This is a genomic window from Cupriavidus sp. 05T42 (assembly GCF_056396345.1).
This window is the reverse complement of the sequence record NZ_JBFTLH010000007.1, coordinates 172,268-196,988: the sequence shown is the minus strand read 5'-3', so window position 1 is coordinate 196,988 and position 24,721 is coordinate 172,268. Positions and strand designations below refer to the sequence as shown.

The 24,721-nt window shown below is 68.0% G+C and carries 29 protein-coding genes; 10 read left to right on the top strand and 19 right to left on the bottom strand.

Annotated elements, in window-relative coordinates; genetic code table 11:
* Positions 1-6: 6 nt before the first annotated feature.
* The 3 genes from ycaC to AC1EJR_RS12140 all read right to left on the bottom strand — a co-directional run bounded on the left by ycaC (position 7) and on the right by AC1EJR_RS12140 (position 1,690).
* Positions 7-633: an isochorismate family cysteine hydrolase YcaC gene (gene ycaC, locus AC1EJR_RS12150; protein ID WP_477110077.1), complete on the bottom strand. Its 627-nt coding sequence runs from the start codon at positions 631-633 to the stop codon at positions 7-9.
* Between the two features lie 211 nt (positions 634-844).
* Positions 845-1,264, bottom strand: coding sequence for an organic hydroperoxide resistance protein (locus AC1EJR_RS12145; protein ID WP_477113192.1), 420 nt, complete (start codon positions 1,262-1,264; stop codon positions 845-847).
* A gap of 84 nt (positions 1,265-1,348) precedes the next feature.
* On the bottom strand, positions 1,349-1,690 hold the full coding sequence (locus AC1EJR_RS12140; protein WP_092296206.1) for a hydroxyquinol 1,2-dioxygenase: 342 nt from the start codon (positions 1,688-1,690) through the stop codon (positions 1,349-1,351).
* A 481-nt stretch (positions 1,691-2,171) separates the two neighbouring features.
* On the opposite strand from AC1EJR_RS12140, the gene AC1EJR_RS12135 reads away from it, so the two are divergent.
* The 4 genes from AC1EJR_RS12135 (at position 2,172) to AC1EJR_RS12120 (ending at position 6,411) form a co-directional block, all read left to right on the top strand.
* The gene (locus AC1EJR_RS12135; protein WP_477113191.1) at positions 2,172-3,977 is read left to right on the top strand and encodes a cytochrome c biogenesis protein DipZ; all 1,806 of its coding nucleotides are present in this window, start codon (positions 2,172-2,174) and stop codon (positions 3,975-3,977) included.
* 371 nt (positions 3,978-4,348) lie between these two features.
* Entirely contained in the window at positions 4,349-5,425 is a 1,077-nt protein-coding gene (locus AC1EJR_RS12130) for a porin (protein ID WP_092295652.1), read from the top strand.
* Positions 5,426-5,481: 56 nt separating this feature from the next.
* Positions 5,482-5,862: a VOC family protein gene (locus tag AC1EJR_RS12125; protein ID WP_092295655.1), complete on the top strand. Its 381-nt coding sequence runs from the start codon at positions 5,482-5,484 to the stop codon at positions 5,860-5,862.
* Between the two features lie 69 nt (positions 5,863-5,931).
* Entirely contained in the window at positions 5,932-6,411 is a 480-nt protein-coding gene (locus AC1EJR_RS12120; protein ID WP_477107738.1) for an MEKHLA domain-containing protein, read from the top strand.
* A 27-nt stretch (positions 6,412-6,438) separates the two neighbouring features.
* Here the strand turns inward: AC1EJR_RS12120 and AC1EJR_RS12115 are convergent, their stop codons facing one another.
* Positions 6,439-6,849: a cupin domain-containing protein gene (locus tag AC1EJR_RS12115; protein ID WP_092295660.1), complete on the bottom strand. Its 411-nt coding sequence runs from the start codon at positions 6,847-6,849 to the stop codon at positions 6,439-6,441.
* Positions 6,850-7,044: 195 nt separating this feature from the next.
* Between AC1EJR_RS12115 and AC1EJR_RS12110 the strand changes: the two genes are divergently transcribed.
* Positions 7,045-7,791: a transporter substrate-binding domain-containing protein gene (locus AC1EJR_RS12110; RefSeq protein ID WP_092295663.1), complete on the top strand. Its 747-nt coding sequence runs from the start codon at positions 7,045-7,047 to the stop codon at positions 7,789-7,791.
* 14 nt (positions 7,792-7,805) lie between these two features.
* Here AC1EJR_RS12110 and AC1EJR_RS12105 read toward each other — a convergent pair whose 3' ends face one another.
* The 9 genes from AC1EJR_RS12105 to AC1EJR_RS12065 all read right to left on the bottom strand — a co-directional run bounded on the left by AC1EJR_RS12105 (position 7,806) and on the right by AC1EJR_RS12065 (position 16,806).
* Complete coding sequence (locus AC1EJR_RS12105; RefSeq protein ID WP_477147116.1) at positions 7,806-8,615, bottom strand: enoyl-CoA hydratase/isomerase family protein; 810 nt, start codon at positions 8,613-8,615, stop codon at positions 7,806-7,808.
* A gap of 73 nt (positions 8,616-8,688) precedes the next feature.
* Entirely contained in the window at positions 8,689-9,714 is a 1,026-nt protein-coding gene (locus AC1EJR_RS12100; RefSeq protein ID WP_454757572.1) for a Bug family tripartite tricarboxylate transporter substrate binding protein, read from the bottom strand.
* Between the two features lie 95 nt (positions 9,715-9,809).
* Positions 9,810-11,399: an AMP-binding protein gene (locus AC1EJR_RS12095; RefSeq protein ID WP_441592611.1), complete on the bottom strand. Its 1,590-nt coding sequence runs from the start codon at positions 11,397-11,399 to the stop codon at positions 9,810-9,812.
* Between the two features lie 51 nt (positions 11,400-11,450).
* Entirely contained in the window at positions 11,451-12,230 is a 780-nt protein-coding gene (locus tag AC1EJR_RS12090) for an enoyl-CoA hydratase/isomerase family protein (RefSeq protein ID WP_092295675.1), read from the bottom strand.
* A gap of 253 nt (positions 12,231-12,483) precedes the next feature.
* Positions 12,484-13,380 carry an IclR family transcriptional regulator gene (locus AC1EJR_RS12085; protein WP_477147115.1) on the bottom strand — a complete coding sequence of 299 codons (897 nt, stop codon included), beginning with the start codon at positions 13,378-13,380 and terminating at the stop codon, positions 12,484-12,486.
* Positions 13,381-13,439: 59 nt separating this feature from the next.
* Positions 13,440-14,720, bottom strand: coding sequence for a TRAP transporter large permease subunit (locus tag AC1EJR_RS12080; RefSeq protein WP_092295681.1), 1,281 nt, complete (start codon positions 14,718-14,720; stop codon positions 13,440-13,442).
* Positions 14,717-15,301 carry a TRAP transporter small permease gene (locus AC1EJR_RS12075; protein ID WP_477147114.1) on the bottom strand — a complete coding sequence of 195 codons (585 nt, stop codon included), beginning with the start codon at positions 15,299-15,301 and terminating at the stop codon, positions 14,717-14,719. Before AC1EJR_RS12075 ends, AC1EJR_RS12080 begins: the two co-directional genes overlap by 4 nt.
* 15 nt (positions 15,302-15,316) lie before the next feature.
* Positions 15,317-15,760, bottom strand: a complete 444-nt coding sequence (locus tag AC1EJR_RS12070) for a type II 3-dehydroquinate dehydratase (protein WP_092295687.1) — start codon at positions 15,758-15,760, stop codon at positions 15,317-15,319.
* Positions 15,761-15,798: 38 nt separating this feature from the next.
* The gene (locus AC1EJR_RS12065) at positions 15,799-16,806 is read right to left on the bottom strand and encodes a TRAP transporter substrate-binding protein (RefSeq protein ID WP_092295690.1); all 1,008 of its coding nucleotides are present in this window, start codon (positions 16,804-16,806) and stop codon (positions 15,799-15,801) included.
* Between the two features lie 178 nt (positions 16,807-16,984).
* On the opposite strand from AC1EJR_RS12065, the gene AC1EJR_RS12060 reads away from it, so the two are divergent.
* The gene (locus tag AC1EJR_RS12060; protein WP_092295693.1) at positions 16,985-17,809 is read left to right on the top strand and encodes an IclR family transcriptional regulator; all 825 of its coding nucleotides are present in this window, start codon (positions 16,985-16,987) and stop codon (positions 17,807-17,809) included.
* Between the two features lie 20 nt (positions 17,810-17,829).
* On the opposite strand, the gene AC1EJR_RS12055 is transcribed toward AC1EJR_RS12060, so the two are convergent.
* A complete protein-coding gene (locus AC1EJR_RS12055) occupies positions 17,830-18,417 on the bottom strand; it encodes a PAS domain S-box protein (RefSeq protein ID WP_177219940.1) in 588 nt (195 codons plus the stop codon).
* Between the two features lie 90 nt (positions 18,418-18,507).
* Entirely contained in the window at positions 18,508-18,969 is a 462-nt protein-coding gene (locus AC1EJR_RS12050) for a MarR family winged helix-turn-helix transcriptional regulator (RefSeq protein WP_092295696.1), read from the bottom strand.
* 227 nt (positions 18,970-19,196) lie between these two features.
* On the opposite strand from AC1EJR_RS12050, the gene AC1EJR_RS12045 reads away from it, so the two are divergent.
* On the top strand, positions 19,197-19,643 hold the full coding sequence (locus AC1EJR_RS12045) for an Ohr family peroxiredoxin (RefSeq protein WP_092295699.1): 447 nt from the start codon (positions 19,197-19,199) through the stop codon (positions 19,641-19,643).
* 25 nt (positions 19,644-19,668) lie between these two features.
* Here the strand turns inward: AC1EJR_RS12045 and AC1EJR_RS12040 are convergent, their stop codons facing one another.
* Positions 19,669-20,481 (bottom strand): anti-sigma factor family protein, encoded by an 813-nt coding sequence (locus AC1EJR_RS12040; protein ID WP_441644473.1) that lies wholly within the window; start codon positions 20,479-20,481, stop codon positions 19,669-19,671.
* On the bottom strand, positions 20,468-21,091 hold the full coding sequence (locus AC1EJR_RS12035) for an RNA polymerase sigma factor (RefSeq protein ID WP_441592615.1): 624 nt from the start codon (positions 21,089-21,091) through the stop codon (positions 20,468-20,470). Before AC1EJR_RS12035 ends, AC1EJR_RS12040 begins: the two co-directional genes overlap by 14 nt.
* Before the next feature lie 231 nt (positions 21,092-21,322).
* Between AC1EJR_RS12035 and AC1EJR_RS12030 the strand changes: the two genes are divergently transcribed.
* Positions 21,323-22,210: a metallophosphoesterase family protein gene (locus AC1EJR_RS12030; RefSeq protein WP_441644472.1), complete on the top strand. Its 888-nt coding sequence runs from the start codon at positions 21,323-21,325 to the stop codon at positions 22,208-22,210.
* Between the two features lie 4 nt (positions 22,211-22,214).
* Entirely contained in the window at positions 22,215-22,583 is a 369-nt protein-coding gene (locus AC1EJR_RS12025; protein ID WP_092295711.1) for a cupredoxin domain-containing protein, read from the top strand.
* A 9-nt stretch (positions 22,584-22,592) separates the two neighbouring features.
* Here AC1EJR_RS12025 and ydfG read toward each other — a convergent pair whose 3' ends face one another.
* Positions 22,593-23,342 (bottom strand): bifunctional NADP-dependent 3-hydroxy acid dehydrogenase/3-hydroxypropionate dehydrogenase YdfG, encoded by a 750-nt coding sequence (gene ydfG, locus AC1EJR_RS12020; protein ID WP_092295714.1) that lies wholly within the window; start codon positions 23,340-23,342, stop codon positions 22,593-22,595.
* A 162-nt stretch (positions 23,343-23,504) separates the two neighbouring features.
* Between ydfG and AC1EJR_RS12015 the strand changes: the two genes are divergently transcribed.
* Positions 23,505-23,972, top strand: coding sequence for a cupin domain-containing protein (locus AC1EJR_RS12015; protein ID WP_092295717.1), 468 nt, complete (start codon positions 23,505-23,507; stop codon positions 23,970-23,972).
* Positions 23,973-23,991: 19 nt separating this feature from the next.
* Here AC1EJR_RS12015 and AC1EJR_RS12010 read toward each other — a convergent pair whose 3' ends face one another.
* Positions 23,992-24,693 carry an RraA family protein gene (locus tag AC1EJR_RS12010; protein WP_477147141.1) on the bottom strand — a complete coding sequence of 234 codons (702 nt, stop codon included), beginning with the start codon at positions 24,691-24,693 and terminating at the stop codon, positions 23,992-23,994.
* Between the last annotated feature and the right edge of the window lie 28 nt (positions 24,694-24,721).

Genomic DNA, 24,721 nt, shown 5'->3' with positions numbered 1-24,721 from the left:
ATCGGCCTACTTGCTGCCCTTGACCGTGGTGTAGCTCGTGATCAGGTTGCGGTAGTCGGGAATGTGGTTCGAGAACAGCGTGCCGAGCCCCTCGATGTCGTTGCGCCAGTCGCGGTGCAGCTCGCACGCCACGCCGAACCAGCTCATCATCTGCGCGCCGGCCTGGGCCATGCGGTTCCAGGCCGCGTCCCGCGTGATCGGGTTGAAGGTGCCGGAGGCATCGGTCACGACGAAGACGTCATAGCCTTCCTCGATGGCGGACAGTGCCGGGAAGGCGACGCAGACCTCGGTGACCACGCCGGCAATCAGCAGCTGTTTCTTGCCGGTGGCTTTCACGGCGGCGACGAAGTCGGCGTTGTCCCAGGCGTTGATCTGGCCGGGGCGCGGAATGAACGGCGCCTCGGGGAACATCGTCTTCAGTTCCGGGGCGAGCGGGCCGTTCGGGCCATCCTCGAAGCTCGTGGTCAGCACGGTGGGCAGGCCGAAATATTTGGCGCAATCGGCCAGCGCCAGCACGTTGTTCTTGAACTTGTCGGGGTCGATATCACGCACCAGCGACATCAGGCCGGCCTGATGGTCCACCAGCAGCACGGCGGCTTGGGACTTGTCTAGGCGGTTGTACTTTTGGGTCATCATGCGCTCCAAAGGAAGCCTTGGGCGAGCGGACGGGCATCCGCCCGGCGGGGGTGGCCCTGCGGGCCAGACTCCGCTGCGAACGGCGGAGTGAAGTCCACTGTAGGCGATCCATCGGCAGCGCGGCAGTCGTGAATGCAACGCGCAGCGGGCCGGTGAAGGCGCGCTGCGCGGGACTGCCATCGGAAAAATCGGACCAGATCCGACCCGGTCAGACGAGATTGATCTCGATATGGACGTTGCCGGTGAGGGCCTTCGAGTACGGGCAGGTCTGGTGCGCGGTCTCCACCAGCGCCTGCGCCACATCGCGCGGCACGCCCGGCAGGCTCACGTTCAGGCGTGCCTGCAGCAGGTAGCCATCGCCGCCCTTGCCGAGGTCCACTTCGGCGTCCACGGCGGTATCGCCCGGCAGTTGCACCTTGCGGGCCTTGGCCGCGATGCCCATGGCGCCGATGAAGCACGCGGACCAGCCCGCAGCCAGCAGCTGCTCCGGGTTGGTGCCGATGCCGCTGGTGCCCGGCGAGGACAGCTTGATGTCCAGCCGGCCGTCGTCGCTGCGTGCCGAGCCGTCACGGCCGCCGGAGGTGATGTGGACTTTGCCGGTGTACAGCACGTTTTCGATACGGGTCATGTCGATTTCCAGTGTTTCGAGGTTGCAGGTTGAAGAGCGTGGATCCAATCGGGCAAATCAGGTGACGCAGGTGACTCAGGTGACTCAGGCGTAGGCGCCGTCGAGGTACGGATCGACCGTGCGTGCCGGGTCGGCCGAGACGCCGGTGCGGTCCATGCCGGCCACGATGCGGGCGCCGTCCGTGTACGGATCGACATTGCGGGCGCCATCGGTGAACGGGTCGACGTTGCGGGCKCCGTCGCTGTACGGGCTGCGGGCGTCCTGCACCGAGCGGGCACCGTCGCTGTACGGGTTGCGGGGTTCTTGCACCGAGCGGGCGCCGTCGGTGTAGACATCACGGGAGCCGGTGACGGCGGCTTGGGCGCCGGCAGCGGCGGCAACGAGGGCGACGGCGAGAACGAGGCGCTTGGCGATGGAGGTCATGATCGTATTTCCTTGAAGTTTGGGTTCGGTAATCAATTAAGGATTGCGAGGCGGGTTACGGTGCGTCTGGTTTGTTTCGCTTGCCGCGCTGCCACGGAATGCATTTAAGACGACGGACGTATCGCGCCCGTAGCGATTTGAGGGCCTTACTGTCAGGGCACGTATCGGTGCGGGAGCCAGATACAAAGGCGTACAAAAAGGGGCGGGGCGGAGGGGGAGGCAGATCGCGATCGGCGGGATTCGGGTGACGGATGGGGCCGAATCGGAGCCGGAGGAGACCAGATCGGACCCGAATCGGACCCAGACCGGGCAAATCGGACGCAACCGGGCCGATCGGCGAGCCCGCCGGCCACCGCCATGTATCACTCTGTATCTGGCGACGGCCTCGCCACAGTGGCATACGCCCAGCCGCGCTGGCGACACATCGGCGATATGCGCAGCGGGTCTGATCGAGGCAAGCCAATCTTCCTACCGGATGCCAATCATGACCCTGCTGATACTTGCCTATATAGGTGGCGCTCTCACCATCCTGAGCCCGTGCATCCTGCCGGTGCTGCCGTTCGTGTTCGCACGCGCCGGCCAGCCCTTTGTGCGCAGCACGCTGCCGATGCTGGCCGGCATGGCGCTGACCTTCGCCGCCGTGGCCACGCTGGCGTCGGTGGGCGGCGCCTGGGTCGTGCAGGCCAATCAGGTGGGACGCTACGCCGCGCTGGTCCTGCTGACGATTTTCGGCGCGAGCCTGCTGCTGCCCGCGCTGGCGGACCGGCTGGCCCGCCCCGTGGTGGCGCTCGGCAACCGGCTGGCCGGCGATGGCGACACCTCCACGGTGTGGCGCTCGCTGCTACTCGGCGTGGCGACCGGCATGCTCTGGGCGCCCTGCGCCGGCCCGATCCTTGGGCTGGTGCTGACCGGCGCGGCGCTCAACGGCGCCAGTGTGCAGACCTCGCTGCTGCTGGCCGCCTACGCGGCGGGCGCCGCCAGCTCGCTGGCCGTGGCGCTGGGCATCGGCGGCCGGGTCTTTGCGGCGATGAAGCGGTCGATGGGCGCCGGCGAGTGGCTGCGGCGCGGCCTGGGCGTGGGCGTGCTGGCTGGCGTGGCGATCATCGGCACCGGCACGGACACCGGCCTGCTGGCGCGGCTGTCCGCCGGCAGCACCACCGGCATCGAACAGGCGCTGCTCAATGCGGTGGAGAAGGCGCGCGACATGCCGCCGCAGTCCGCCAACGTCGCCAATGACGCCAGTAACGCCAACAACGGCATGCTGCTGGCGGCTAACGACGCCCGCGTAGGCTTCCCGGGCGGTGTGTCGGGCGCCTTGCCCCCGCTGCCGGTCGAAGGCCGCCTGCCCGCGCTGGACGGCGCGGTGCAATGGCTCAACTCGGCCCCGATCACGCGCGAGCAGTTGCAGGGCAAGGTCACGCTGGTCTACTTCTGGACCTATTCCTGCATCAACTGCATCCGCTCCCTGCCCTACCTGCGCGCCTGGGCCGACAAGTACAAGGACCAGGGCCTGACCGTGATCGGCGTGCATACGCCCGAGTTCGCGTTCGAGAAGCAGCCCGAGAACGTGCGCCGCGCGGTGGCGGACTTCCGCATCGGCTTCCCGGTGGCCATCGACAGCAACTACAGGATCTGGCGCGCCTTCGACAACAGCTACTGGCCGGCGGCGTATTTCGTGGATGGTCGCGGCAATATCCGCCATCACCAGTTCGGCGAAGGTGGCTATGCGACCTCGGAACGTGTGATTCAAGCGTTGCTTGCGGAGGCCGGCGACAAGTCGGTGGCCACGGGACTGGTTGCGCCGGAGGCGCGCGGTGCGCAGGCCATGCCTGACCTGAACAACGTGCGCTCGGGCGAGACCTATGTCGGCTACCAGCAGGCCACCAACTTTGCCTCCCCCGGCGGCCTGCGGCCCGATGCGGCGCGCGACTACACGGTCGGCAAGCTGGACCTGAATAGCTGGGGGCTGTCTGGCCGCTGGACCGTGGAAGCGGAGCAAGGGACACTTGACCGCGCCAACGGCACCATCGCCTACCGCTTCCATGCCCGCGACCTGCACCTCGTGCTCGGCCCGGCGGCCAATGGGCAGGCGGTGCGCTTCCAGGTGACCATCGACGGCAAGCCGCCCGGCGCCAGCCATGGTGCGGACACCGATGAGAACGGCAATGGCGCGGTCACGCAAACCCGGCTCTACCAGCTGGTGCGGCAGGCGGGCGAAGTCGGCGACCACACGTTCGAGATCCGCTTTCTCGATCCGGGCGTGCAGGCTTACGCGTTCACCTTCGGCTGATGTCTGAATACGTGAGTTAATCGTCACTTTTTCGGGGCTTCCTCCCGATTGCGGTAAACTACGCCCCGTTCTGCCGGCCGGGGCGTCGCTGCATCCAGCCCCACCCAGCATCATTTGCCCGGCAAACACCCCTCTGCTTCACCTTCGCTCCGGGGACTGCGCCGCCCATCGCGCGCAGCCGCCCGGTCATTGACCTGCGCCCCCCCCATCCGGGACCGATCCGGGACCGATCCGGGACCGATTCGGAACCCATCCGGGACCCATCGTGGACCGCGCGCAGGACTGAATCCCTCAGGCAGTTTGTCTGACCCTCCCTCCCGGGGCACGCGCGCGTGTGCCGCGGGCGGATCCGTTTTCCGGAGGACAACGCAATGAAGAAGCCAGCCAGCCTTTGGCTGCTTGCGGCCGGGCTCCTGCCCGTCGCCGCCCACGCCGCACCGGGCGTGACCCTGTACGGCATCGTCAGCTCGGCGGTGCGCTATACGTCGAACATCGACGGTCATCACAACGACCAGGCCGCGCTGGTCTCGGGCGGCATGGTCGGCAGCCGCTGGGGCCTGAAGGGCGATGAAGACCTGGGCGGCGGCCAGCACGCGATCTTCCAGGTGGAAAGCGGCTTCGCCAGCGACGACGGCCGCGCGTCCTACAACGCGCTGTTCGGCCGGCAAGCCTGGGTGGGCCTGAGCGGCGACTGGGGCAGCCTGACCTTCGGCCGCCAGTACAACGCGCTCAACAACATCGGCTGGGCGTTCGATCCGCTCGACCAGGGCTGGGGCAATTTCTGGTCCGATCCGCTCTACATCGGCGGGGACATCTTCTTCCAGGACTACCGCATCGACAACAGCGTGGTCTACCAGCGCACCGTGGGGCCATTCTCGGTCCAACTGGACTACGGCGCCGGCGAGCAGGCCGGCAGCATGGGGCGTGGCACCACGCTCGGCGGCGGGGTGAAGTACCAGCAGGGGCCGGTGGTGCTCGGCGTGGCGTACGACCAGCGCCGCAGCGACGATGGCGCCAACACGCTGCGCAACTACTCGGTGGGGGGTTCCTACGCGTTCGGCAAGGCCACGGCCTACCTCGGCCATATGGGCCGGCGCGAGTCCGCTGGGGATGCGCGCTTCGCCATCTCCTTCGTCGGGCTGGGCTACCAGCTGACGCCGGCGTTCCACGTCTCGGGCGCCTACTACCGCTACCAGCAGTCCGGCGACGTGACCACGCAGTTCCAGGACACCCCGGTGCGGCTGGGCGGCGGCAACGCGGACAGCATCGCGCTGGTGGGCGACTACGCGCTCTCCAAGCGCACCAGCGTCTACGTGGAGGCGGATATCGTGCATGCGCGCGGCGGCGCGGTGGGGCGGGAGACCGAGTACTGGGCCGGTACGCCGGCCACGGACGTGGACGATTCCACCCGCATCGGCGTGATGGTGGGCATGCGACACCATTTCTGAAGCCGCGCTATCATCGCCCGCTCAGTCCGTTACATCTGTTAAACCCGGGAGCCGCGATGACCGCGAACATGGACACCATCGAGATCAAGGCGTTTCTGCCKGCGCAGGATTTCGACCTGTCGAAGCGTTTCTACCTCGACCTCGGCTTTACGGAGGCGTGGGGCAGCGACGAGATGGCCTACCTGCACGCGGGGCGCTCGAGCTTCCTGCTGACGCGCTTCTACGAGAAGCCGTTCGCCGAGAACCTGATGATGTCGCTGCTGGTGGTGGATGTGGAGGCCTGGTGGCAGCACGTGGTGGCCCAGGACCTGGGCGCGCGCTACGGCGTGCGCGTGAACCCGCCCGAGGACCGGCCCTGGGGCATGCGCGACTTCACGATCGACGATCCGTCCGGGGTGCTGTGGCGGATCGGCCAGTCCATCGACCAGCCGGCCTGATGGCTGCCTGATGGCTGCCTGATGGCTGCCTGATGGCTGTCCTGGCTCCCTTCCTTCCGCTTCACGCTTATGTCTTCCGATTCGATTCTTTCCCCCCGTGAGCCCGGCGACACCGCCTTCTACCAGCTGTTGGCCGATAGCTACCAGCGGCTGCTCGGCCGCACGCTGGTGCCCGAGCCGATGCCGGCCGGCAAGGCGGCCCGCTGGCTCTACGAGGAGGCGCCGTTCGCGGTGCTCGCCCACAACACCGCGCCCGATCCGGTCTTCGTCTACGGCAACCTGGCCGCCCAGCAGCGTTTCGAGTACGACTGGGCGGGCATCACGCGGCTGCCGTCCCGGCTCTCCGCCGAGCCGCCCAACCAGGCGGAGCGGCAGGCCTTCCTGGCGCGCGTCCAGCGCGTGGGCTACGAGACCGGCTACACCGGCGTGCGCATCACGCGCACCGGCAAGCGCTTCATGATCGAGGAAGCCACGCTGTGGCAACTGATCGACGCCGATGGCGTGCTGCACGGGCAGGCGGTGATCATTCCCCGGACGCGCGACCTGTAGGCAGGCGCCCCCGCCGTGACTTGAGCGTTACTTGACCGGGGCCACCAGCGGCACGCCCTTCCGGACGACGTACGTCGCCAGTTCCGAGGCCTTGCCGTGCCCCACGTTCTTGGCCACGTGCGCGGTGCCGTCCGGGATGAACAGCGCCTCGCCCGCCTTCAGCGTCACCGGCGCGCGGCCCTCCAGCTGGTATTCGAGTTCGCCCGCCAGCACGTAGGCGATTTCCTCGCCCGGATGGGCATGCTTGATCGAAACCGCGCCCGGATCGAAGTCCACCCGCACCTGCACGGCTTCGCGCCCCGGCGTGCTCAGGTCGCTCCGCACCAGGTCCGTGCGGTGGAGGCCGACGTTCTGGGCGTGCGCGGCCTGGAACAGGCCGGCGCCGATCAGCAGGGCGGTAGCGGCGAGGATGCGGCTGGAGGTACGGGTCGAAGTCATGGGAAGCCTTTGCGTTGCAGTGGAAAGAGTCGCCATTGCATCGCGCTGGTGTGTGGCGGATGTATCGGGCCGGGGACGGTTCTGTATGCCGATGTACGAACGCCCGGCGCCGACATGCGGCGATACAATGTCCGCCACGCCCGCACCGCTGCGGGCCGGCGCCCTCCCCCAACGTAGGTTTCCGACTGCTACCCCATGACCGTAGACAAGCCACTTCTTGACGCCTTCGCCCCGACCGGCGTGCTGCGTGCCTCGATCAACCTGGGCAATCCGATTCTTGCGCACCGCGCGGACGCTGGTGGCGCGGGTGGCGCGGGTGGCGTGTCCGTGGACCTGGCCGGCGCGCTGGCCGAGCGGCTGGGCGTGAAGCTCGAACTGGTGGTGGTGGAGACMGCCGGCAAGTCGGTCGATCTGGTGGCGAACGAGCAGGCCGATATCGGCTTCTTCGCCATCGATCCCAAGCGCGGCGCCAGCATCGCCTTCACGGAGCCCTACGTGCTGATCGAGGGCTACTACCTCGTGCACAACGACTCGCCGGTGCGCACCAACGCCGATGTCGATCACGCCGGCACCCGGGTGGTGGTCGGCAAGGGCAGCGCCTACGATCTGTTCCTGTCCCGCGAACTCCAGCATGCGGAGATCGTGCACGCGCCGTCGTCGCAGGAGGTGGTCCGCACCTTCCTCGAACAGGATCTCGACGTGGCCGCCGGGGTGCGCCAGCAACTGGAGGCGGATATCCGGGGCCTGCCCAACCTGCGCCTGCTGGACGAGCGCTTTATGGTGATCCGTCAGGCGATGGGCGTGCCGAAGTCTCGCGGCGACGCGGCGGCGGCCTTCCTGGCGGCGTTCGTCGAGGAGCGCAAGGCGTCCGGCGCGGTGGCGGCGGCGCTGCAAAAGCACCGCATCCAGGGCGCGACCGTGGCGCCGTTGGCGGCGGGCTAACCCATCGACGAGCCTCAGCGGCCGACGAAGGTCGGCTTGCGCTTCTCCGCGAAGGCCGTCGCCGCGTTCCGATAGTCCTCGCTCTGGTCGCTGCGGCGCGTGGCCTCCGCAATGGCGTCGCGCGCGGCATCGAGCTGGCCGGCGGCGATGGCGTTGAGCTGGAGCTTGATGCCGGCGATGGAGAGCGGCGCGTTGTCCATCATCGGACGGCCGAAGGCCATGGCGGCGGCGACCGGGTCGTCGTCGGCAGATAGCGCGTCCAGGAATCCGGCCTGATAGGCCTCTTCCGCCTGGACGAGGTCGCCGGAGAAGAGCCAGCGGCGGGCGGCACTGAGCCCGATCAGGTGCGTCAGCCGCACCAGCTGGATCGTCGGATACATCAACCCCAGCTTGGCGACCGGCACGCCGGCCCGCACGCTGCCATCCCCCACGCGGAAGTCGCAGCACATGGCCAGGCTCAGGCCGCCGCCCACGCACGCGCCTTGCACGGCGGCGATGACGGGGACCGGGCAGTCCTGCACGGCGKCGTACGCCTGCTGGATCACCGCGCGGTAGGCGTCCGCGGCCACCGGATCGGACAGCACGCTGCGGAACGCGAGGATGTCGTCCCCGGCGCAGAAGTGGCCGCCGGCCCCGGTCAGCACCACCAGTTGCAGCGCGCCCCGCTCGGCGGCGAACGCGCGGAAGCGGTCGCGCAGGTCGGTCCAGGCGGCGAGGTCACAGGCGTTGCGCCGATGGGGGCGGTTGATCGTCACGATGGCCACGCGGCCGTCGTCGCGGAACTCGGTCACGATCTCCGAGGGTTGGGTGTTCGATGCGTTCATGGCGGAATTCATGTCCAAAGTGGCGGGCCCCCCCGGGGGCGCCCCGTTCCTATTCCTATTCCTATTCCTATTCCTATTGTGCGGCGATGCGGGTTTCCTGGATCACGCGCGCCCATTTGGCGACTTCGCCCTTGAGCCGGTGATCGGCATCATCGGCGCTGCCCAGCACCACGTCGATGCCCTGGGCGGCGAAGCGCGCCTTGACGTCGGGCATCTGCAGGATCTTCTGCAACTCGGCGTTGAGCCGCGTGACGATGGGCTTGGGCGTGCCCTGACGGACCAGCACGCCGTAGGTGGACGGCACCACGAAGTCCTTGAGCCCGGCCTCGGCCACCGTCGGCACGTCCGGCAGCGCGCCGATGCGCTGCGGCGTGGCCACCGCCAGCGCCCGCACCTTGCCGCTCTTGATGGCGGACAGCGCCGTGGGCCCGGTGGCGAACATGATCTGGATCTGGCCGCCCAGCAGGTCCGCCACGGCCGGCGCGGCACCCTTGTACGGCACGTGCAGCAGTTCCAGGCCGGCCTGGCGGCGGAACATCTCGCCGGCTACGTGCTCGATCGAACCATTGCCGGACGACCCGAAGGCCAGCGTGTTGGGCTTGGCCTGGGCCAGCCGGATCAGGTCCTGCACGCTGTTGGCCGGGAGGTCATGGCTCACCAGCAGCACGATCGGCAGGTTGCCGACAATCGCCACCGGCGTGAAGTCGCCGGCGAGGTTGTAGCCGTTGGCCTTCTGCAGCAGGGCGGCGTTGATCGAATAGGAGGTCAGCGCGGCCATCAGCACCGTGTAGCCGTCCGGCGCGGACCGGGCGACGAACTGCGCGCCAATGTTGCCGGAGAACCCGGGCTTGTTGTCCACCACCACGGGACGGCCCAGGCTCTCGGCAAGCTTCTGGCCCAACAGGCGCCCCACCACGTCGACGGCACCGCCGGCGGGATAGGGAACGACCAGGTTGACCGGTTTTTCGGGGTACTTTTCCTGCGCGATGGCCGGCGCGGCCATGAAGGCCACAGCACAGGCCGACGCACAGGCCAGGAGGATGTTCGTGGCCAGCGTGGCGACGCGTGCCGGGGTACTGCGACCAGACTTTGACAGCATGGAAAGACTCCACTGAGACGAAAGGACGCACCGGCCGGGAAACCTCGCCCGACCGGGGGGGGGCATGCCCAAGGGGGCATCAGGGCATCAGGACATCAGCCGCGGGCCTTGCCGACGCGATAGCCGCTCTGTTCGAGGTCCCAGACGCCCGCCACATCGCGGGACAGCAGCTTCTTCTGGATGCGCTGCGTGGGCGTTTTCGGGAATTCGTCGATAAAGGCCACGTAGCGCGGCACCTGGAAGTACGGCATGCGCGACTCGGACCACTGGATCAGCGCGAGCGGGTCGAGCGTCCCGCCGCCCTCCTGCCGCACGCGGATGAAGATCTTGAGTTCGTCCTCGCCCAGGTCGCTCGGCACGCCGACCAGCGCGCACTCCTCCACCAACGGGTGCTCGGCGATCACCCGCTCCACCTCCCACGCGGAAATATTGATGCCCCGCCGCCGGACGGTGTCCTTCTTGCGGCCGGCGAAGGTCAGGAAGCCGTCCGCATCGCGCCGCGCCAGATCGCCCGTGCAGAACCACTCGCCACGCATGGCCGAGGCCTCGGCCTCGGGGTTGCGGAAGTAGCCCAGGAAGGCCAGCCCCGGCGCGTTGGCGCGTACGACGATTTCGCCGGGCTCGCCCACCGGCACGGTACGCCCGTCATCGTCGGTCAGGTCCACGTCGAAGTAGCCCAGCGGCTTGCCGATGGAGCCCGCCGGGCCCGCCGGATTGACCGTAACGAAGGTKATCATCTCGCTCAGGCCGTAGCCCTCGCGCATCTCCACGCCAAAGCGCTCGGAGAACGCCTTCCACAGCTCCGGCGGGCACCCGCCGCCCCACGCCACGCGCACCTTGTGCTCCCGGTCGTTATCGCGCGGCGGCTGCTTGAGCAGCATCGGCACCACGCTGCCGAGATAGTGGATGTGGGTCACGCCATGGCGCCGCACCTGATCCCAGAACTGCGAGGCGCTGAATCGATCGACCATGGCCAGCGTGGTGCGCTCGATCAGCGCGGAGATCAGCACAGCCACCCCGGCGCCGTGGTGCAGCGACTCCCACAGCAGGAAGACGTCGCCGGCCTGCGCGCCGGTCAGCCGCAGGATGCCCATCGGGCCCGCGCGCAGCGTGCGGTCGGACTTCAGCACGCCCTTCGGGGCGCCGGTGGTGCCGGAGCTGGGGGTCAGCGCCAGGATGTCGTCCGGCTGGGTGACGTGGGCCGGCGGCGTTTCCGGGCACGCCGCGAAGGTGGCGAAGTCGTCCCGGCCCTGCCCTGCCCCGCGCCACAGCACCGACATCGACGGCCGGTCCTGCCGGATGGGCGAGAGCGCCTCGGCATAGTCCGCGTCGGCCAGCACCGCGGCCGGCTCGAACTGCTCGAACAGGTGCGACAGGGCGGCGCCGTGCAGATGCACGTTCACCGAGACCCGCACCAGCCCCAGCCGCGCCAGCGCCAGGATGGCGACGATATGGTCCGGGTGGCTCGGCAGCATCAGCGCCACGCGGTCCCCCGGCTGGAGGCCGGCTGCGGCGAGGCCGTTGGCCACCTGGTTCACGCGCCGGTCGAGGGCGGCAATCGTCAGCACCTCGTCGTGGAAGCGGCAGTAGATGTCGTCAGGCGTTTCCCGCGCGCGGCGGGCAAGCAGCGCGGAAATGGTTTCCGAGGCGACCGGGGGAATATCGATGTGAGTTTCCGAAGACATGGGAGATGGCAGGACAGCGTTGATCTGATCGACAGGAAGGACTCGGGCGGCTCAGGCGGCGGTGGCGCGGCGGCGTTCACGCTCGGCGAAGAACGCTTCCATCATGCGCGCCGGTTCGCCCGAGGCATAGGATTCGCGGTGGATGCGGATACCGGCCTCGATGGCATCGCGGAAGCCGGCTTCGGTCATTTCCTGCAGGCGGGCCTTGTCGAGCTTCATGGCCACCGGCGGCTTGCCGGCCAGCGACTCGGCGATCTCCATGGCGCGGGCGTGCACCGCCTCGCGCGGCACCAGATAGTGGATCAGGCCGATGGCGTGGCACTCCTGCGCGTCCATCATGCGGCCGGTCAGCGTCAGCTCGATGGTGCGCGACAGGCCGAGCATCTCGCGCATGATCCACGGTCCCGTGACGCTGGCGATGCCGGCGTTGATCTCGGGCTGGCCCATCTGCACTTCCGGGTGGCCGACGCGGATGTCGCCCAGCAACGCCACCTGGAACGCCGAGCCGGCGGCGGTGCCGTTCAGGGCCATCACCAGCGGCTTGGGCAGGCTGCGCAGCGTGTCGTAGAAGGTTTCCCATTCACGCAGCCAGACTTCGGCGCGGTCGGCGTCGAAGTCATGCGCCTCTTCGAGATCCTGGCCGGCGGAGAAAGCCCGCTCGCCGGCACCGGTCATGACGATGGCGCCCACAGCGGGGTCCTTGGCGAAGGCGCCCAGCGCCGCCAGGATCTCGCCGCGCATGGCGGTGTGCCAGGCGTTGAGGCGCTCCGGGCGATTGAGGGTGATCACGCCGATGGCGCCGATGCGTTCTGCCTTGATGTCTCGGTACATAGTTATCGCATAGAAATAGTAAGTTAGTGAATCGAAATATAAAGACATCGCGGCGGCGGTGCAACCGGTTTTCGACTAAGGGTTTACCCGCGTCTATTTGGCGCAAACGGGTGAAAGTGGGCGTGCCGCGTCGCTACCGCATGCAAAAGGAGGACCACGTCGGGGGCGAAGCTGGCGCGCAGTCACCGGGGGGCGGTGACTGCGTGGGGGTATGACAGGGGAAGGGGTAAGGCGGGCGAGGAGGCGGGAGAACTCAGGCGCGGCTGGAGATGGCGCGGCCTGCGGCAATCAGCAGCGACGCGACGCGCTGCTCGTCTTCCGCGCCCTTCCAGCGGGCCCGCGACACCGCGACATTGATCGCGCCGCGCGGCCGGCCATCGGACCCGACGATCACCACGGCGGTGGCAATATCGCCGATATACATCTCGTCTTCGGTATGGGCGTAGCCGTTGCGCCGGATGGTTTCCAGCCGCTTCAGGATGGCGTCCGGCGCGAAGATGGTGTGCTGCGTGTACGGCACGAGATCGGACTTGGCCAGGATCTCCCGCACTTCGTCATCGGGCAGCGCGCTGAGGATGGCGAGGCCGGACGAGGTGCAATAGGCTGGCAGCCGCGTGCCGACGATGACATCGGGCGTCAGCACGTGGCGGCTGACAAAACGCTGCACGAACACGATTTCCGTGCCGTCGAGCAGCGTCAGGTTGACCGTCTCCTCGGTTTCCAGCGACAGGTGCTGGAGGAACGGCGTGGCCAGCCCGACCAGCTCGTTGGCGGCGATGAACTGGTAGCCGAAGTCGAGCATGCGCGGCGACAGCGAATAGGTTTTCGCCGCCGCGTCGCGCCGCAGCAGGTTGAGGTGGGTCAGCGTATGGGTGAAGCGCTGCGCCGCGCTCATGTCCAGCTCGGCCAGCGCCGCGATCTGGGTCAGCGACAGTTCGCGCCGGCGTGCATCGAACACGCTCAGCACGCGCAGGGCCTTCTCCACGGAATTGACGAAGAGCGACGACTCGTCGCCCGCGCTGTCTCCCTTCTTGGCCCCTTCGGCAGCGGCGGGCGCGCTGGGCGTGGCTTCCGCGCTGCGCTTCGTCCGGGTTCGCTTGGTGGTGGGCTCGTTCGTTGGMATTCGAGGATAATCGTTAGCGGATTGCAATACATCATTATTGCATTGTCCGGTAACGATCCCACCCGCCCACCCGCCCACCCGCCGCCTCACCCCCCGAACAGCTTCGCGGGCACCGTCACCAGCGCCGGGAACACCACCATCAAAAACATGATGGCGAACTCGGCGATCATGAACGGCACCACGCCCCGGGTGACCTCGTCCATCTTCATGCGCCCCACGCCGGCCACCACGTTCAGCACCGTGCCGACGGGYGGGGTGACCAGTCCGATCGAGTTGTTGATGATGAACATCACGCCGAAGTAGACCGGGTCGATGCCGGCCGCCTTGATCACGGGCATCAGCACCGGGGTCAGGATCAGGATGGTCGGCGTCATGTCCATGGCCGTGCCGACGATCATCACCAGCACCATGATCGCCGCCATCAGCAGGATCTTGTTGCCCATGAAGGGCTGGAGCAGGTCCACCACCTTGGACGGCAGGTCCGCCACGGTGATCAGCCAGGCGCTGACCATGGCCGCCGCGATCAGGAACATGACCACGGCGCTGGTCTTGGCCGCCGTGACGAAGATCTGGCGCAACTGGGCGAAGCTCAGCTCGCGGTAGACCACCATCGACACGAACAGCGCATACGCCGCCGCCACCACGGCGGCTTCCGTGGGCGTGAACACGCCCATGCGCAGCCCGACCAGGATGATGACCGGCAGCATCAGCGCCCACAGCGCATGGCGGAACGCCGCCAGGATCTCCGCGCGCGACTTGCGCGGCGGCGGCTCCAGGTGCTCGCGCCGTGCCAGCCAGGCCCAGGTGAGCCAGAGCGCCACGCCGATCAGCAAACCCGGCACGATGGCGGCGAGGAACAGCTTCGAGATCGACACATTGGCGGCCACGCCGAAGATCACCAGCCCGATGCTCGGCGGAATGACCGGGCCGATGACGCCCGTGGCGGCAATCAGCCCGCCCGCCGTTTCCTTCTTGTGGCCGGCGCTGACCATCATCGGCAGCAGCAGCGCAGTCAGCGCGGCGGCGTCCGCCACGGCCGAGCCGGAGAGTGCCGAGAGCAGGCAGCCGGCCATGATCGTGACGTAGCCCAGCCCGCCCTTGATATGGCCGACCAGCGCCAGCGCCAGATCGACAATCCGGCGCGACAGCCCGCCCACGTTCATGATCTCGCCGGCCAGCATGAAGAACGGCACCGCCAGCAGCGGGAAGCTGTCGGCGCCGCCGATCACGTTCTGCGCCAGGATCTGGGCGTCGAACATGTCCAGATGCCACATCAGGGCCACGCCGCTGGCCAGCAGGGCGAAGGCAATCGGCATGCCGATCAGCATGGCGCCCAGCAGCGAGCCGATAAAGACGGTGATGGTCATGCGCGCCTCCCGGTGCTGCCGAGGTCCGCGGCGTCCGCCGCGTCCGCCTGGTCGAGAATCTGCTTCATCTGCACCGCTTCCTCGGATTCCTGCACCATGACCAGCTCGTCCTCGGTGAGCCTGCCGGTCAGCAGGCGCCAGAGATCGAGCGCGATGATGACGGCCGCGAGCACCGAAAACACGATGCCGGCCGCGTAGACAATCGCCATCGKGGCGCCGGTCACCGGGGCCGTCACGTCGAGATTGATGACTGCCTGGTCCCAGCTACCCTTGCACAGCAGCACCACGATGTAGAGCATCAGCACCTGGCTGACCACCAGGCACACCTTCTTGCCCCAGGCGGGCAGCTTGCCGACCAGCATGTCCACCCCCAGGTGCCCCCGTTCCTTGAGCGCGATGACCGCCCCCAGGAAGGTGAGCCAGATGAACATCCAGCGCGACACCTCCTCCGACACCGTAATGCCCGAGTTGAAGCCGTAGCGCAGCACCACGTTGCCGAACACCAGCACCACCATCACCGCGAGCAGCAGCGCGATGCCGGCCTCCAGCACGCGGCAGATTCCATCGATCAAGCGACCCATGATGATCCGCGCCGCCTAGGACTTGGCGTCKGAGACCAGCCCKACCAGCGCGCGCAGCCCCGCCAGGTAGGAATGCACGCCCAGGCCCTGGATAGTGCCCTTCACTGCCGGCGAGATGATCGAATGCGCGCGCCAGGTTTCCCGGGCCGCGATATTCGACATGTGGATTTCCAGCGAGGGAAACGGCATGGCCTTGATCGCATCGTGCAGCGGCACGCCGTGCTGGGTCAGGCCGGCGGGGTTGATGAGGGCGCCCTGGGCGGCGTCGATGTGCGCGTGCAGGAAATCGATCAGCGCACCTTCATGGTTGGACTGGATCGTGGCCAGTTCCACGCCCAGTTCGGCGGCCAGCGCCGCCAGGCGTTCGTTGATCTGATCGAGCGTGGTGGTGCCGTAGATATGCGGCTCCCGGCGGCCGAACAGGTTCAGGTTCGGGCCGTGCAGAACGAGGATTTTCATGATGTATTGGGGGCGTCGGAGGTGGCGGGGCGGCGGGCTTACTTGCGCAGGCGCCGGATCTCGTCGTTGTAGAGCTTCACGGTGGCCGGGTCGTAGCTGGCCATGAAATGGTCGGTGACCGGCTTGACCACCTGCTGCATGCGCGCACGTTCCGCCGGCGTCACATCGTTGTACTGGATGCCCTTGGCGCGCAGCTCGCCCACGGCCTTCTGCGCGGCGGCGCGGCTCACCTGGCGCTGGTAGACGCGCGCTTCGTCCGCGGCCTCGTTCATGATCTTCTGCTCGGCCGGCGAGAGCTTGTCCCAGAACTTCTTGCTGACGAGCACGATGTTGGCGGCGTACACGTGGTTGGTGGCGCTCACGTACTTCTGCACTTCATAGAACTTGTTCGAAAGAATCACCGCGAAGGGGTTCTCCTGGCCATCCACCGCCTTGGATTCCAGCGCGCCATACAGCTCGGCGAACGGCATCGGCACCGGGTTGGCCTTGAACGCCTTGAAGGTGTCGAGAAACACCGGGTTCGGGATCACGCGGATCTTCAGGCCCTCGAAGTCCTCCGGCCGGGCAATCGGTCGCTTGGAATTGGTGACGTTGCGGAAGCCCAGATCCCAGAAGCCCAGCGCCACCAGCCCTTTCTCGGGCAGCCGGGCGATCAGCGCCTTGCCGAGCGGGCCGTCCAGCAGCGCGTCCGCCTGCTCGAAGCTGCCCACCGAGAACGGCAGGTCGATCAGGCCGAACTCCTTGACGATGCCCGCCAGCGAGGTGGACGCCGGGGCCGACATCTCCTGCACCCCGCCCTGCAGGGCCGATTGCTGCTGCATCTCGTTGCCGAGCTGGGAGGCCGGGAATTCCTTCACCTTCAGCTTGCCGCCGCTCTTGGCGGCCAGCAGCTCCCCGAACTTCTTCACGCCGAAGCTGACCGGATGGTCGGGATTGTTCAGATGGCCGAAGCGGATGGTGCGCTCCTGGATGTCCTGCGCCATGGCCGTGGCGGCGATGGTGCCCAGCGCGGCGGCCAGCGCCAGCCGAAGAATGGTTTTCCTCATGCCTTGTCTCCTCGATGTCTTTTTTCTGGGCGGGTGGTGGCCAAGTATCGGCACCAATATTGGGGCCGATCCGGATGGCTCCCCTGCAGTGAGTGGAATACTATTCCACATGGAATCAGTTTCCACTTGGGGTTAGTATCTAGCCCACCCTCATCGCCCTAACACCACCTCTATCGATATGGCCGGAGTACTCGAACGCGCACTTGCCGTGATGGAACACCTCGCCACGCAGCCGGAAGGCGTGCCGCTGGCATCCATCGCGCAGGAACTGGAGATCCCGCAGAGCGCGGCGCATCGCCTGCTGAACGAACTGGTGCGCTGCGGCTATGTGCGCCAGCTCCGCGACCATGGCGACTACGCGCTGACCGCCCGCGTGGCGTCCATCGGCCTGAGCTACCTGAGTGCCACGGGTATCGTCGACATCGCCCAGCCGCTGGTGGACCGGCTGGCGCAGATTTCGGGGGAACTGGTGCGGCTGGCCATCGTGGATGGCGAGCACCTGACGTGGGTGGCCAAGGCGCAGGGCGCCCGGCATGGTTTGCGCTACGACCCGGACATGGGCATGGACGCCCGGCTGTCTTGCAGCGCGTCCGGCCACGCCTGGATGCTGACGATGAGCGACGAGCGCGCCATCGAGCTGGTCACGCGGCAGGGCTTCGGCTCGCCTGAGGAATATGGTCCGAACGCGCCGACCACCATCGGCGCGCTGCTGACGATGCTGCACGAGAACCGCGCGCGCGGCTTTGCGATGATCAACGAGGTGTTCGCGCCCGGCATGACGGCGATGGCCGCGCCGGTCAAGCGCAAGGAGCGCGATCCGATTGGCGTGCTGAGCATCGCCGGACCGGCCGTGCGGCTGACCGAGGCGCGCATGACCGCGCTGGGCCCCGACCTGCTGGCCGCCGCCGACGAACTCGCGCTGGCCAGCCTGGCCTCGCCGATGTTTCGCACACGCTTTCCGCTACAGGGCCGCAACAACGAGGACAACTCGGCCGCCGCCTGACCTTCAGGGGCGCCGTTCCTTCAAGCCTCCATGCCGCGCAGGCACAGGCTCATCAGCCCCATGCGCCCGCGCACGCCAAGCTTGGTGAAGACCCGGGCGACATGCGCCTGCGTGGTGGATGCCGTCAGGCCCAGCCGTCCGGCGATCTGGTTCTCGGAAGCTGCCGTCAGCAGCAACATCAGCACCTGCTGCTCGCAGGGCTCCAATACATTCAGCAAGGCGGCGGGAATCAGGTGGTCGCAGGTGGGCTGCCGCAAGGCGGTGACGTCGTGCGCCACGCCGAAGCGCAGTTGATGCGTCTCCAGCCAGCGGGCGGACCATGAGAAGTGAACGTCACTACCGTCGCGGTGCTGGTAGCGGTTCTCGAATCCGGTGCGCCGATTCCCGGCCATCACCGTGCCCGCTTCCCGGAGCGTCCGGTCGCGGTCATGCGGCGCTACCAGCTCGATCATGGTCTGGCCGATGATGGCGGCCTGGGACAGGCCCAGGCTATCCGCGCACCGGGCGTTGGCGTAGCGGATCTTCCCAGCCTTGTCGACCAGGAACACCGTGTCTGGCAAGCTGTCCGCCAGCGTCAGGATCGCGTCTTCCGCCAAGCGTTCAATCATGTGTACCGATCCCCGGGGCCGCGACAAAGCCATCGCGACAATGTGGCCGATCATGCCAGAGGATCGGCGTTCACTCCAGCGGCACTGGCCCTACGTCTCGTCCTTCACCGCGTGCACGATGTTGTCGCGCAGCGCGATGACCTCCTTCTGCAGCTTGGCGAAGGCCGGCGGCGTCAGCCCGCATGCCGACATCAAGTCGGTGCTGGCCGCCTTCTCCCGCACGCGTCGACCGCTCTTCGTCAGGCTCACGCGCACCTGCCGCTCGTTCTCCGGGTCGCGCTTGCGTTCGACGTGGCCCATCGCTTCCAGCTTCTTGAGGATGGGTGTCAGCGTGTTCGACTCCAGGAAAAGCTTTTCGCCGAGGCCGCTGACGGTCTGGCCGTCCGCCTCCGACAGCGCCACCAGGGTGACGTACTGGGTGTAGGTGAGCCCGAGCTTGTCCAGCACGGGCCGGTAGAGCTTGCCGAAGGCAAGGTTCGTCGAGTAGACCGCGAAGCACAGGAAGTCCGACAGCGGGGTATCCGCGGCGCTTGTCTCATCAATGGGTTTCATCTGTTTTCTCGTCGTGATGCCGATGGCAAAGAATACATCGTATGCGACGCAATCGTAAGCGCTGAGCGCCTTCCCCGGCCCACCGCCGCGCCGCCCGCCGGGTTTCTTCACGCGCGCCGTACAAACGCCTTGACTTGCCCGGTCCCGTGAACCATTATGCAACGCATGCGATTACATCGCATGCGATTTGTTAAACCACACTAGATTCAGCGAGACCCTCACACATCATGACCAAGATCGAAAAAGTACTGTTCACCGGCAAGACCCACACCACCGGCAGCAAGGGTGGCCCCCGCCATCACGGCAACGTCGACCTCCATCTCACCACGCCGGGCAACGACACGGCGCCGACCTATGCCTATGAAGCGGTGCAGTCCCACCCGACGGCCGAACAGCTCTTCGCCGGCGCATGGTCGGCCTGTTATATCGCTGCCCTGGGCCTCGCGGCCAAGGAACTGAAGGTGGCGGTGCCGGCCGATCTGTCGGTCGAGATCGAGGTGGATCTGGGCATGGCTGGCGCGGACTACTTCCTGCAGGGCCGCATCCACGTCAACCTGCCCGGCGTGGCGCAAGAGGCGGCCGAAGCCGTGGCGCACCGCGCCGATGCCATCTGCCCGTACTCGAAGGCCACGCGTGGCAATATCGACGTCACGCTGACCGTCGCGACGGCGTAATGGGGGATAAGGGGGATAAGGGGGGTCATGGCGCAACCGCTTCCGCGTTGCGCCATGCCTGCACGAAGGCACGCAGGGTCGTCGCGGAGGCATCGCTGACGGCCCAGTACTGCATGCCGCCTGCCGCCCAGCGCTGTAGCTGGTAGCCCTGCTGCACGGCTTCGCCGCTGCCGCCCGGCCCACGCTGCGCGTCTGGCAGCACGAACACGTCGATCGGATGCCCATCGCGCCGATAGACCAGCACGGCCACCCGGTGGCCATCCACATAGTCGAGCCGGCCGCCCAGCAGCGGGAACCCGGCGCTCGCCAGGTCGCGGACCTCCGGCGCGTAGTCGACACGGCCGTTGAACCACGGCTTCACCACATGCATATTGGACGACGCCACATCGATGGCGTGGTTCGAAATCAGACCGCGCACGTGGCTCGTCACCACGGCGTCGACCATGCCTTCCGCCGGAGACTGCCGCATGGCGTGCTGCTGGAGGCCCAGGCCGACGGCGAACACCGTGACGCCCGCCATGGCCGCGTTGATGGCGGGCGACCACGTGAACCAGCGGCGCCAGCCTTCCGACGAGGGGGGCGAGGGCGACGCGTCGGCGTCCGGTGCGATGGCCGCGTCGCCGGGCAGCGCGGCCACGATGCGCGCGCGCAAGTCGGCGGACGCGCGGTGATAGTGCGCGCCGTGGCGCGTCGCCGCGCGCAGCGCCTGGAGATTGCGCAGGCAGGCCACGCACTGGTCGCAGTCTTCGAGATGTCGTTCCAGCCGCACACTGTCAGCCGCGCCGACTTCCCCGTCGGCGCAGGCCTGCAGGAGCAACTGCGCGTCATGGCAATCCATGTTTCGTATCTCCGGGGGGATGAGCGGGTGGCACGTCCGCAAGGTCCTGGCGCTCCGCCGGCGCGGCGGCAACCGGCACCTCGCCACGCAGCGCCGTGACGGTGGCGGCCAGCATGCGCCGGCCCCGCGCCAGCCGGGACATCACCGTGCCGACCGGTATCTGCGCGATGCGGGCGATATCGCGGTAGTGCAGTTCCTCCAATTCACGCAGGACGATGACTTCGCGGAAGACCACCGGCAGCCGCGCCAGCGCCGCATGGACCAGCCGCACATCCTCCTCGCGCATCAGCCATTGCTCCGGGTCCGTGGCGGCGCCATGCCAGTCCGGCAGCGCGGTGTCCATCTCGCCTTCCTCATAGTCCGTTTCCGCCGCGCCCCGGCGCTTCTCGCAGGTCGTGAACCACGTATTGCGGACGATAGCCAGCAGCCAGGGCCGCGGCTGGTCGCCCCGAAAGCTGCCGAACAGCCGGAACGCGCGCAGGAACGCCTCCTGCACCACGTCCTCCGCATCGCCCGTGTTGCCGCACAGCCACCGGGCGAGGTTGTAGGCGGCGTCCAGGTGCGGCAGCACGAGGGCGTCGAAGCGGCGGCGCGTGGCAGGGGCGTCCACGTCAGTCCTCGGTCCGGACGGAGCGGTCGGGCAATCCAGTCACATCGAGGCAGTCGAGCGAATCGAGCGAATCAGACGAAGCGGGTGGATGGCGCAAGGCGGTCTCCTGTATACCGGCGCTGCACCGATTCTATTCCCGCGCGCCGGCGCCGGGAATATTTGGCGGCCCCCGCCGGTATGACAGGGGTGGGGCGTGCGATGGCCATGCCCGCGACACCGACGGAGGCAATCATGGACGGAACATGGCGGCGGCGGGACATCCTGCGCCTGGCAGGCGCGGCCGGGGGCGCCGTCTTTGCATCGGCGCTGCCGGGCTGGGCGGCGGGGCGGGACGAGGAATTCGTGTTCGTGCAGCTATCGGACGCGCATTGGGGGTTCGAAGGGGCGCCGAATCCCGACGCGCGCGGGACGCTGCCCAAGGCGGTGGCGGCCGTCAATGCGCTGCCAACGCCACCCGACTTCATCATGTTCACCGGCGACCTGACCCACACCACCGACGACCCGAACGAGCGCCGGCGCCGCATGCGGGAGTTCCGCGACCTGATCGCGCCGCTGCGCGCGGGCAAGGTGTGGCTGATGCCGGGCGAGCACGACGCGAGCCTCGACGCCGGGGCCGCCTATCGCGAGCTGTTCGGTCCCACGCACTACACGTTCGATCACAAGGGGGTGCACTTCATCGTGCTGGACAACGTGTCGGACCCGGCCGGCCAGGTCGGCGAGACCCAGCGCGCGTGGCTGGCGGACGACCTGCGCAAGCAGTCGCGCGAGGCACGCATCGTGGTCTTCACGCATCGGCCCCTGTTCGATCTCTATCCGCAGTGGGACTGGGCCACGCGCGACGGCGAGGCCGTGGTGGCCCAGCTCATGCCGTACCGGCACGTCACCGTGTTCTACGGGCATATCCATCAGGAACACCACCACATGACCGGGCATATCGCCCATCACGCGGCGCGCTCGCTGATGTTTCCGCTGCCGCCGGCCGGCTCGCAGCCCAAGCGCGCGCCGGTGGCGTGGGATCCGGCCCAGCCCTATCGCGGGCTCGGCTGGCGCACGGTCAAGGCCACGCGCGCGCCGGATGCGTTCGGCCTGACCGAGCAACCGGTACAGCGCGATGCCTGAGGCGATGACCACCTCCCCGGCAAGCGGCCGCCGCACGGTATTGGGATGGATGCTGGCCGGCGCGCTGGCGGGGATGATCACGCGCGGGGACGCGGCGCCCCCGCGTGTGATTCCGGTCCGGGCGCGCCGCTTCGTCTTCCTGCCCGACCGGATCGCCCTCAAGGCCGGCGAGACCGTGATCCTGGCGCTGACGGCCGAAGACATCATGATGGGCTTCGGCGCCCCGGACTTCCACGTCCGCGCCGACCTGCCGCCCGGCCGCACGGTGCAGGTCACCCTGACCGCCGGCAAACCCGGCACCTACCGCTTCCTGTGCGACATCTTCTGCGGCACCGGGCACGAGGACATGGGAGGGACGATCGAGGTGACGTAGGGGGAGCGCTTACTCCCGGTGAATCGCCAGCGGCCCGAACGACTGGGTGACCGGCATCACTTCCACGAAGTTGATGTTGACGCGCGCGGGCAGCGTGGCGGCCCAGAAGACGGTTTCGGCGATGTCGTCCGGCGTCAGGGCGTCCGCGCCTTCGTAGACCTTCTCCACGCGAGCCTGATCGCCGCTGAATCGCACCGACGAGAACTCGGTGCCGCCCACCAGACCCGGCGCCACGTCGGTCACGCGCACGCGGGTGCCTTGCAGGTCGGCGCGCAGGTTCAGCGAGAACTGGCGCACGAAGGCCTTGGTCGCGCCGTAGGCGTTGCCGCCCGGATAGGCGTAGGCGCCGGCCGTGGAGCCGATGTTGATCACGTGGCCACGGTTGCGCGACACCATGCCGGGCAGCACGGCGCGCGTCATATACATCAGGCCCTTCACGTTGGTGTCGACCATCGTGTCCCAGTTGTCCAGGTCAGCCTTCTGCGCMGGCTCCAGGCCCAGTGCCAGGCCGGCGTTGTTGACCAGCAGGTCGATCTCGGCGAACTCGGGCGGCAGCGCGGCCACGGCGGCGGCCACGGCTTCGCGGTCGCGGACATCGAGGATCAACGGCAGCACCTTGTCGCGGCCCAGCGCGTCGGCCAGCTCGGCCAGGCGGTCCGCGCGGCGTCCGGCGGCAATCACGCGATGGCCCGCCGTGGCGAAGCGTCGGGCAATGGCGGCGCCGAATCCTGAGGTGGCGCCGGTAACGAAAACGATCATCTTGCTCTCCAAACTGGGACGGGTTCGGGCACCGATACTACACCGGATCCCCGCGGGTTTCCCCCACTGCTGGGCGCGGGGCGCGGTGCGACAATCCAGCCGTGTCGCCGAGCTGGCGTCGTGGCGATGCCTCGATTGCAGTACCACCCCAGGGAGAACAACATGCACCGCCTTGCCACGCTTGCCGCCATTACCGCCGCCTTTGGCTGCGGCTACCTTGCCGCCCCGACGGCGCTGCCGCCGGCCCACGCGCAAACCCCGCCCGCCGCGCTGGCGCCGCAGATCATCAACCTGGCGGCGATGACCCCGGACGACATCGGGCCGCAAGTCCCCAACATGGGCACGCTGCGCACGAAGGGACTGGTGGCCACGCCACACGGGACCCTGGCCGTGCAGGCCGGCAATGTGCCGAAGCACTATCACACCAGCGCCGACGAGATCCAGTACATCATCGCCGGCAAGGGCACGCTCTGGCTGGGCAACGAGCAGCGCGAGATCGGCCCGGGCGACCTGATCGTGATTCCGAAGGGCACCGCGCACGCGGGATCGATCGCCACCAGCGGGGAATTCAAGGCGCTGGCCATCAAGCTGCCGCCGCAGGCCGCCGGGGATACGCACCTGCTGCCCTGATCCCCAGCGGCTGGTCGACCTAGACCGGCAGCCCCTTGGCCCGCAGCGCCGCGTCGAAGCGCTCGGGGTCCGAGGTGCCGGACGCGTTCTCCGCGCGGATCTTCGCTTCCTTGGCCAGATGGGCGCGGCAGCGTTCGAGCACCTGGGCGGCCTCGGCGGCCGGCACGGCAATCACGCCGTCCGCATCGCCGACGATCAGGTCACCCGGCAGCACGGCCAGCCCGGCGCAGGACACCGGCACGTTGATCTCGCCCGGACCATCCTTGCTGGGCCCCCGGTGGGTGTGGCCCCGGGCGAAGATCGGCATGCCGTCTTCGGCCCACTCGCACAAGTCCCGGACGGMACCGTCGATAACCAGCCCCCCGAGCTGCTTCGTGACGCACGTGGTGCGCATCAGGCCGCCGACCAGGGCCTGGGTGACATCGCCGCCGCCGTCGATGACCAGCACATCGCCGGGCTGCACCATCATCAGCGCCTTGTGGATCATCAGGTTGTCGCCGGGGCGCACGCGCACCGTCACCGCCGGGCCGCACAGCACAGTCTCCAGCCGGCGATGGTATTGGCGCAGGCCAAGCGTGCCGATGTTGCGGCTCATGGCGTCGCCGATGGCGGCGACGGGCATCTCGCGGAACGCAGCAACGATGCTGGCGGACGGGCCATCCGCACGGGGGTTGATGCGGTAGCCGGCAGGCCACTGCACGGGTGCTGGGGATTCGGACAGGCTCACGGGAGACTCCAGGAACAGGAAG

What these genes read in the sequence shown, in the direction of transcription:
- ycaC (WP_477110077.1), bottom strand. Translation starts at nt 633, where the DNA reads ATGACCCAAAAGTACAACCGCCTAGACAAGTCCCAAGCCGCCGTGCTG.
- AC1EJR_RS12145 (WP_477113192.1), bottom strand. Translation starts at nt 1,264, where the DNA reads ATGACCCGTATCGAAAACGTGCTGTACACCGGCAAAGTCCACATCACC.
- AC1EJR_RS12135 (WP_477113191.1), top strand. Translation starts at nt 2,172, where the DNA reads ATGACCCTGCTGATACTTGCCTATATAGGTGGCGCTCTCACCATCCTG.
- AC1EJR_RS12130 (WP_092295652.1), top strand. Translation starts at nt 4,349, where the DNA reads ATGAAGAAGCCAGCCAGCCTTTGGCTGCTTGCGGCCGGGCTCCTGCCC.
- AC1EJR_RS12120 (WP_477107738.1), top strand. Translation starts at nt 5,932, where the DNA reads ATGTCTTCCGATTCGATTCTTTCCCCCCGTGAGCCCGGCGACACCGCC.
- AC1EJR_RS12115 (WP_092295660.1), bottom strand. Translation starts at nt 6,849, where the DNA reads ATGACTTCGACCCGTACCTCCAGCCGCATCCTCGCCGCTACCGCCCTG.
- AC1EJR_RS12100 (WP_454757572.1), bottom strand. Translation starts at nt 9,714, where the DNA reads ATGCTGTCAAAGTCTGGTCGCAGTACCCCGGCACGCGTCGCCACGCTG.
- AC1EJR_RS12090 (WP_092295675.1), bottom strand. Translation starts at nt 12,230, where the DNA reads ATGTACCGAGACATCAAGGCAGAACGCATCGGCGCCATCGGCGTGATC.
- AC1EJR_RS12065 (WP_092295690.1), bottom strand. Translation starts at nt 16,806, where the DNA reads ATGAGGAAAACCATTCTTCGGCTGGCGCTGGCCGCCGCGCTGGGCACC.
- AC1EJR_RS12060 (WP_092295693.1), top strand. Translation starts at nt 16,985, where the DNA reads ATGGCCGGAGTACTCGAACGCGCACTTGCCGTGATGGAACACCTCGCC.
- AC1EJR_RS12055 (WP_177219940.1), bottom strand. Translation starts at nt 18,417, where the DNA reads ATGATTGAACGCTTGGCGGAAGACGCGATCCTGACGCTGGCGGACAGC.
- AC1EJR_RS12050 (WP_092295696.1), bottom strand. Translation starts at nt 18,969, where the DNA reads ATGAAACCCATTGATGAGACAAGCGCCGCGGATACCCCGCTGTCGGAC.
- AC1EJR_RS12045 (WP_092295699.1), top strand. Translation starts at nt 19,197, where the DNA reads ATGACCAAGATCGAAAAAGTACTGTTCACCGGCAAGACCCACACCACC.
- AC1EJR_RS12040 (WP_441644473.1), bottom strand. Translation starts at nt 20,481, where the DNA reads ATGGATTGCCATGACGCGCAGTTGCTCCTGCAGGCCTGCGCCGACGGG.
- AC1EJR_RS12030 (WP_441644472.1), top strand. Translation starts at nt 21,323, where the DNA reads ATGGACGGAACATGGCGGCGGCGGGACATCCTGCGCCTGGCAGGCGCG.
- AC1EJR_RS12025 (WP_092295711.1), top strand. Translation starts at nt 22,215, where the DNA reads ATGACCACCTCCCCGGCAAGCGGCCGCCGCACGGTATTGGGATGGATG.
- AC1EJR_RS12015 (WP_092295717.1), top strand. Translation starts at nt 23,505, where the DNA reads ATGCACCGCCTTGCCACGCTTGCCGCCATTACCGCCGCCTTTGGCTGC.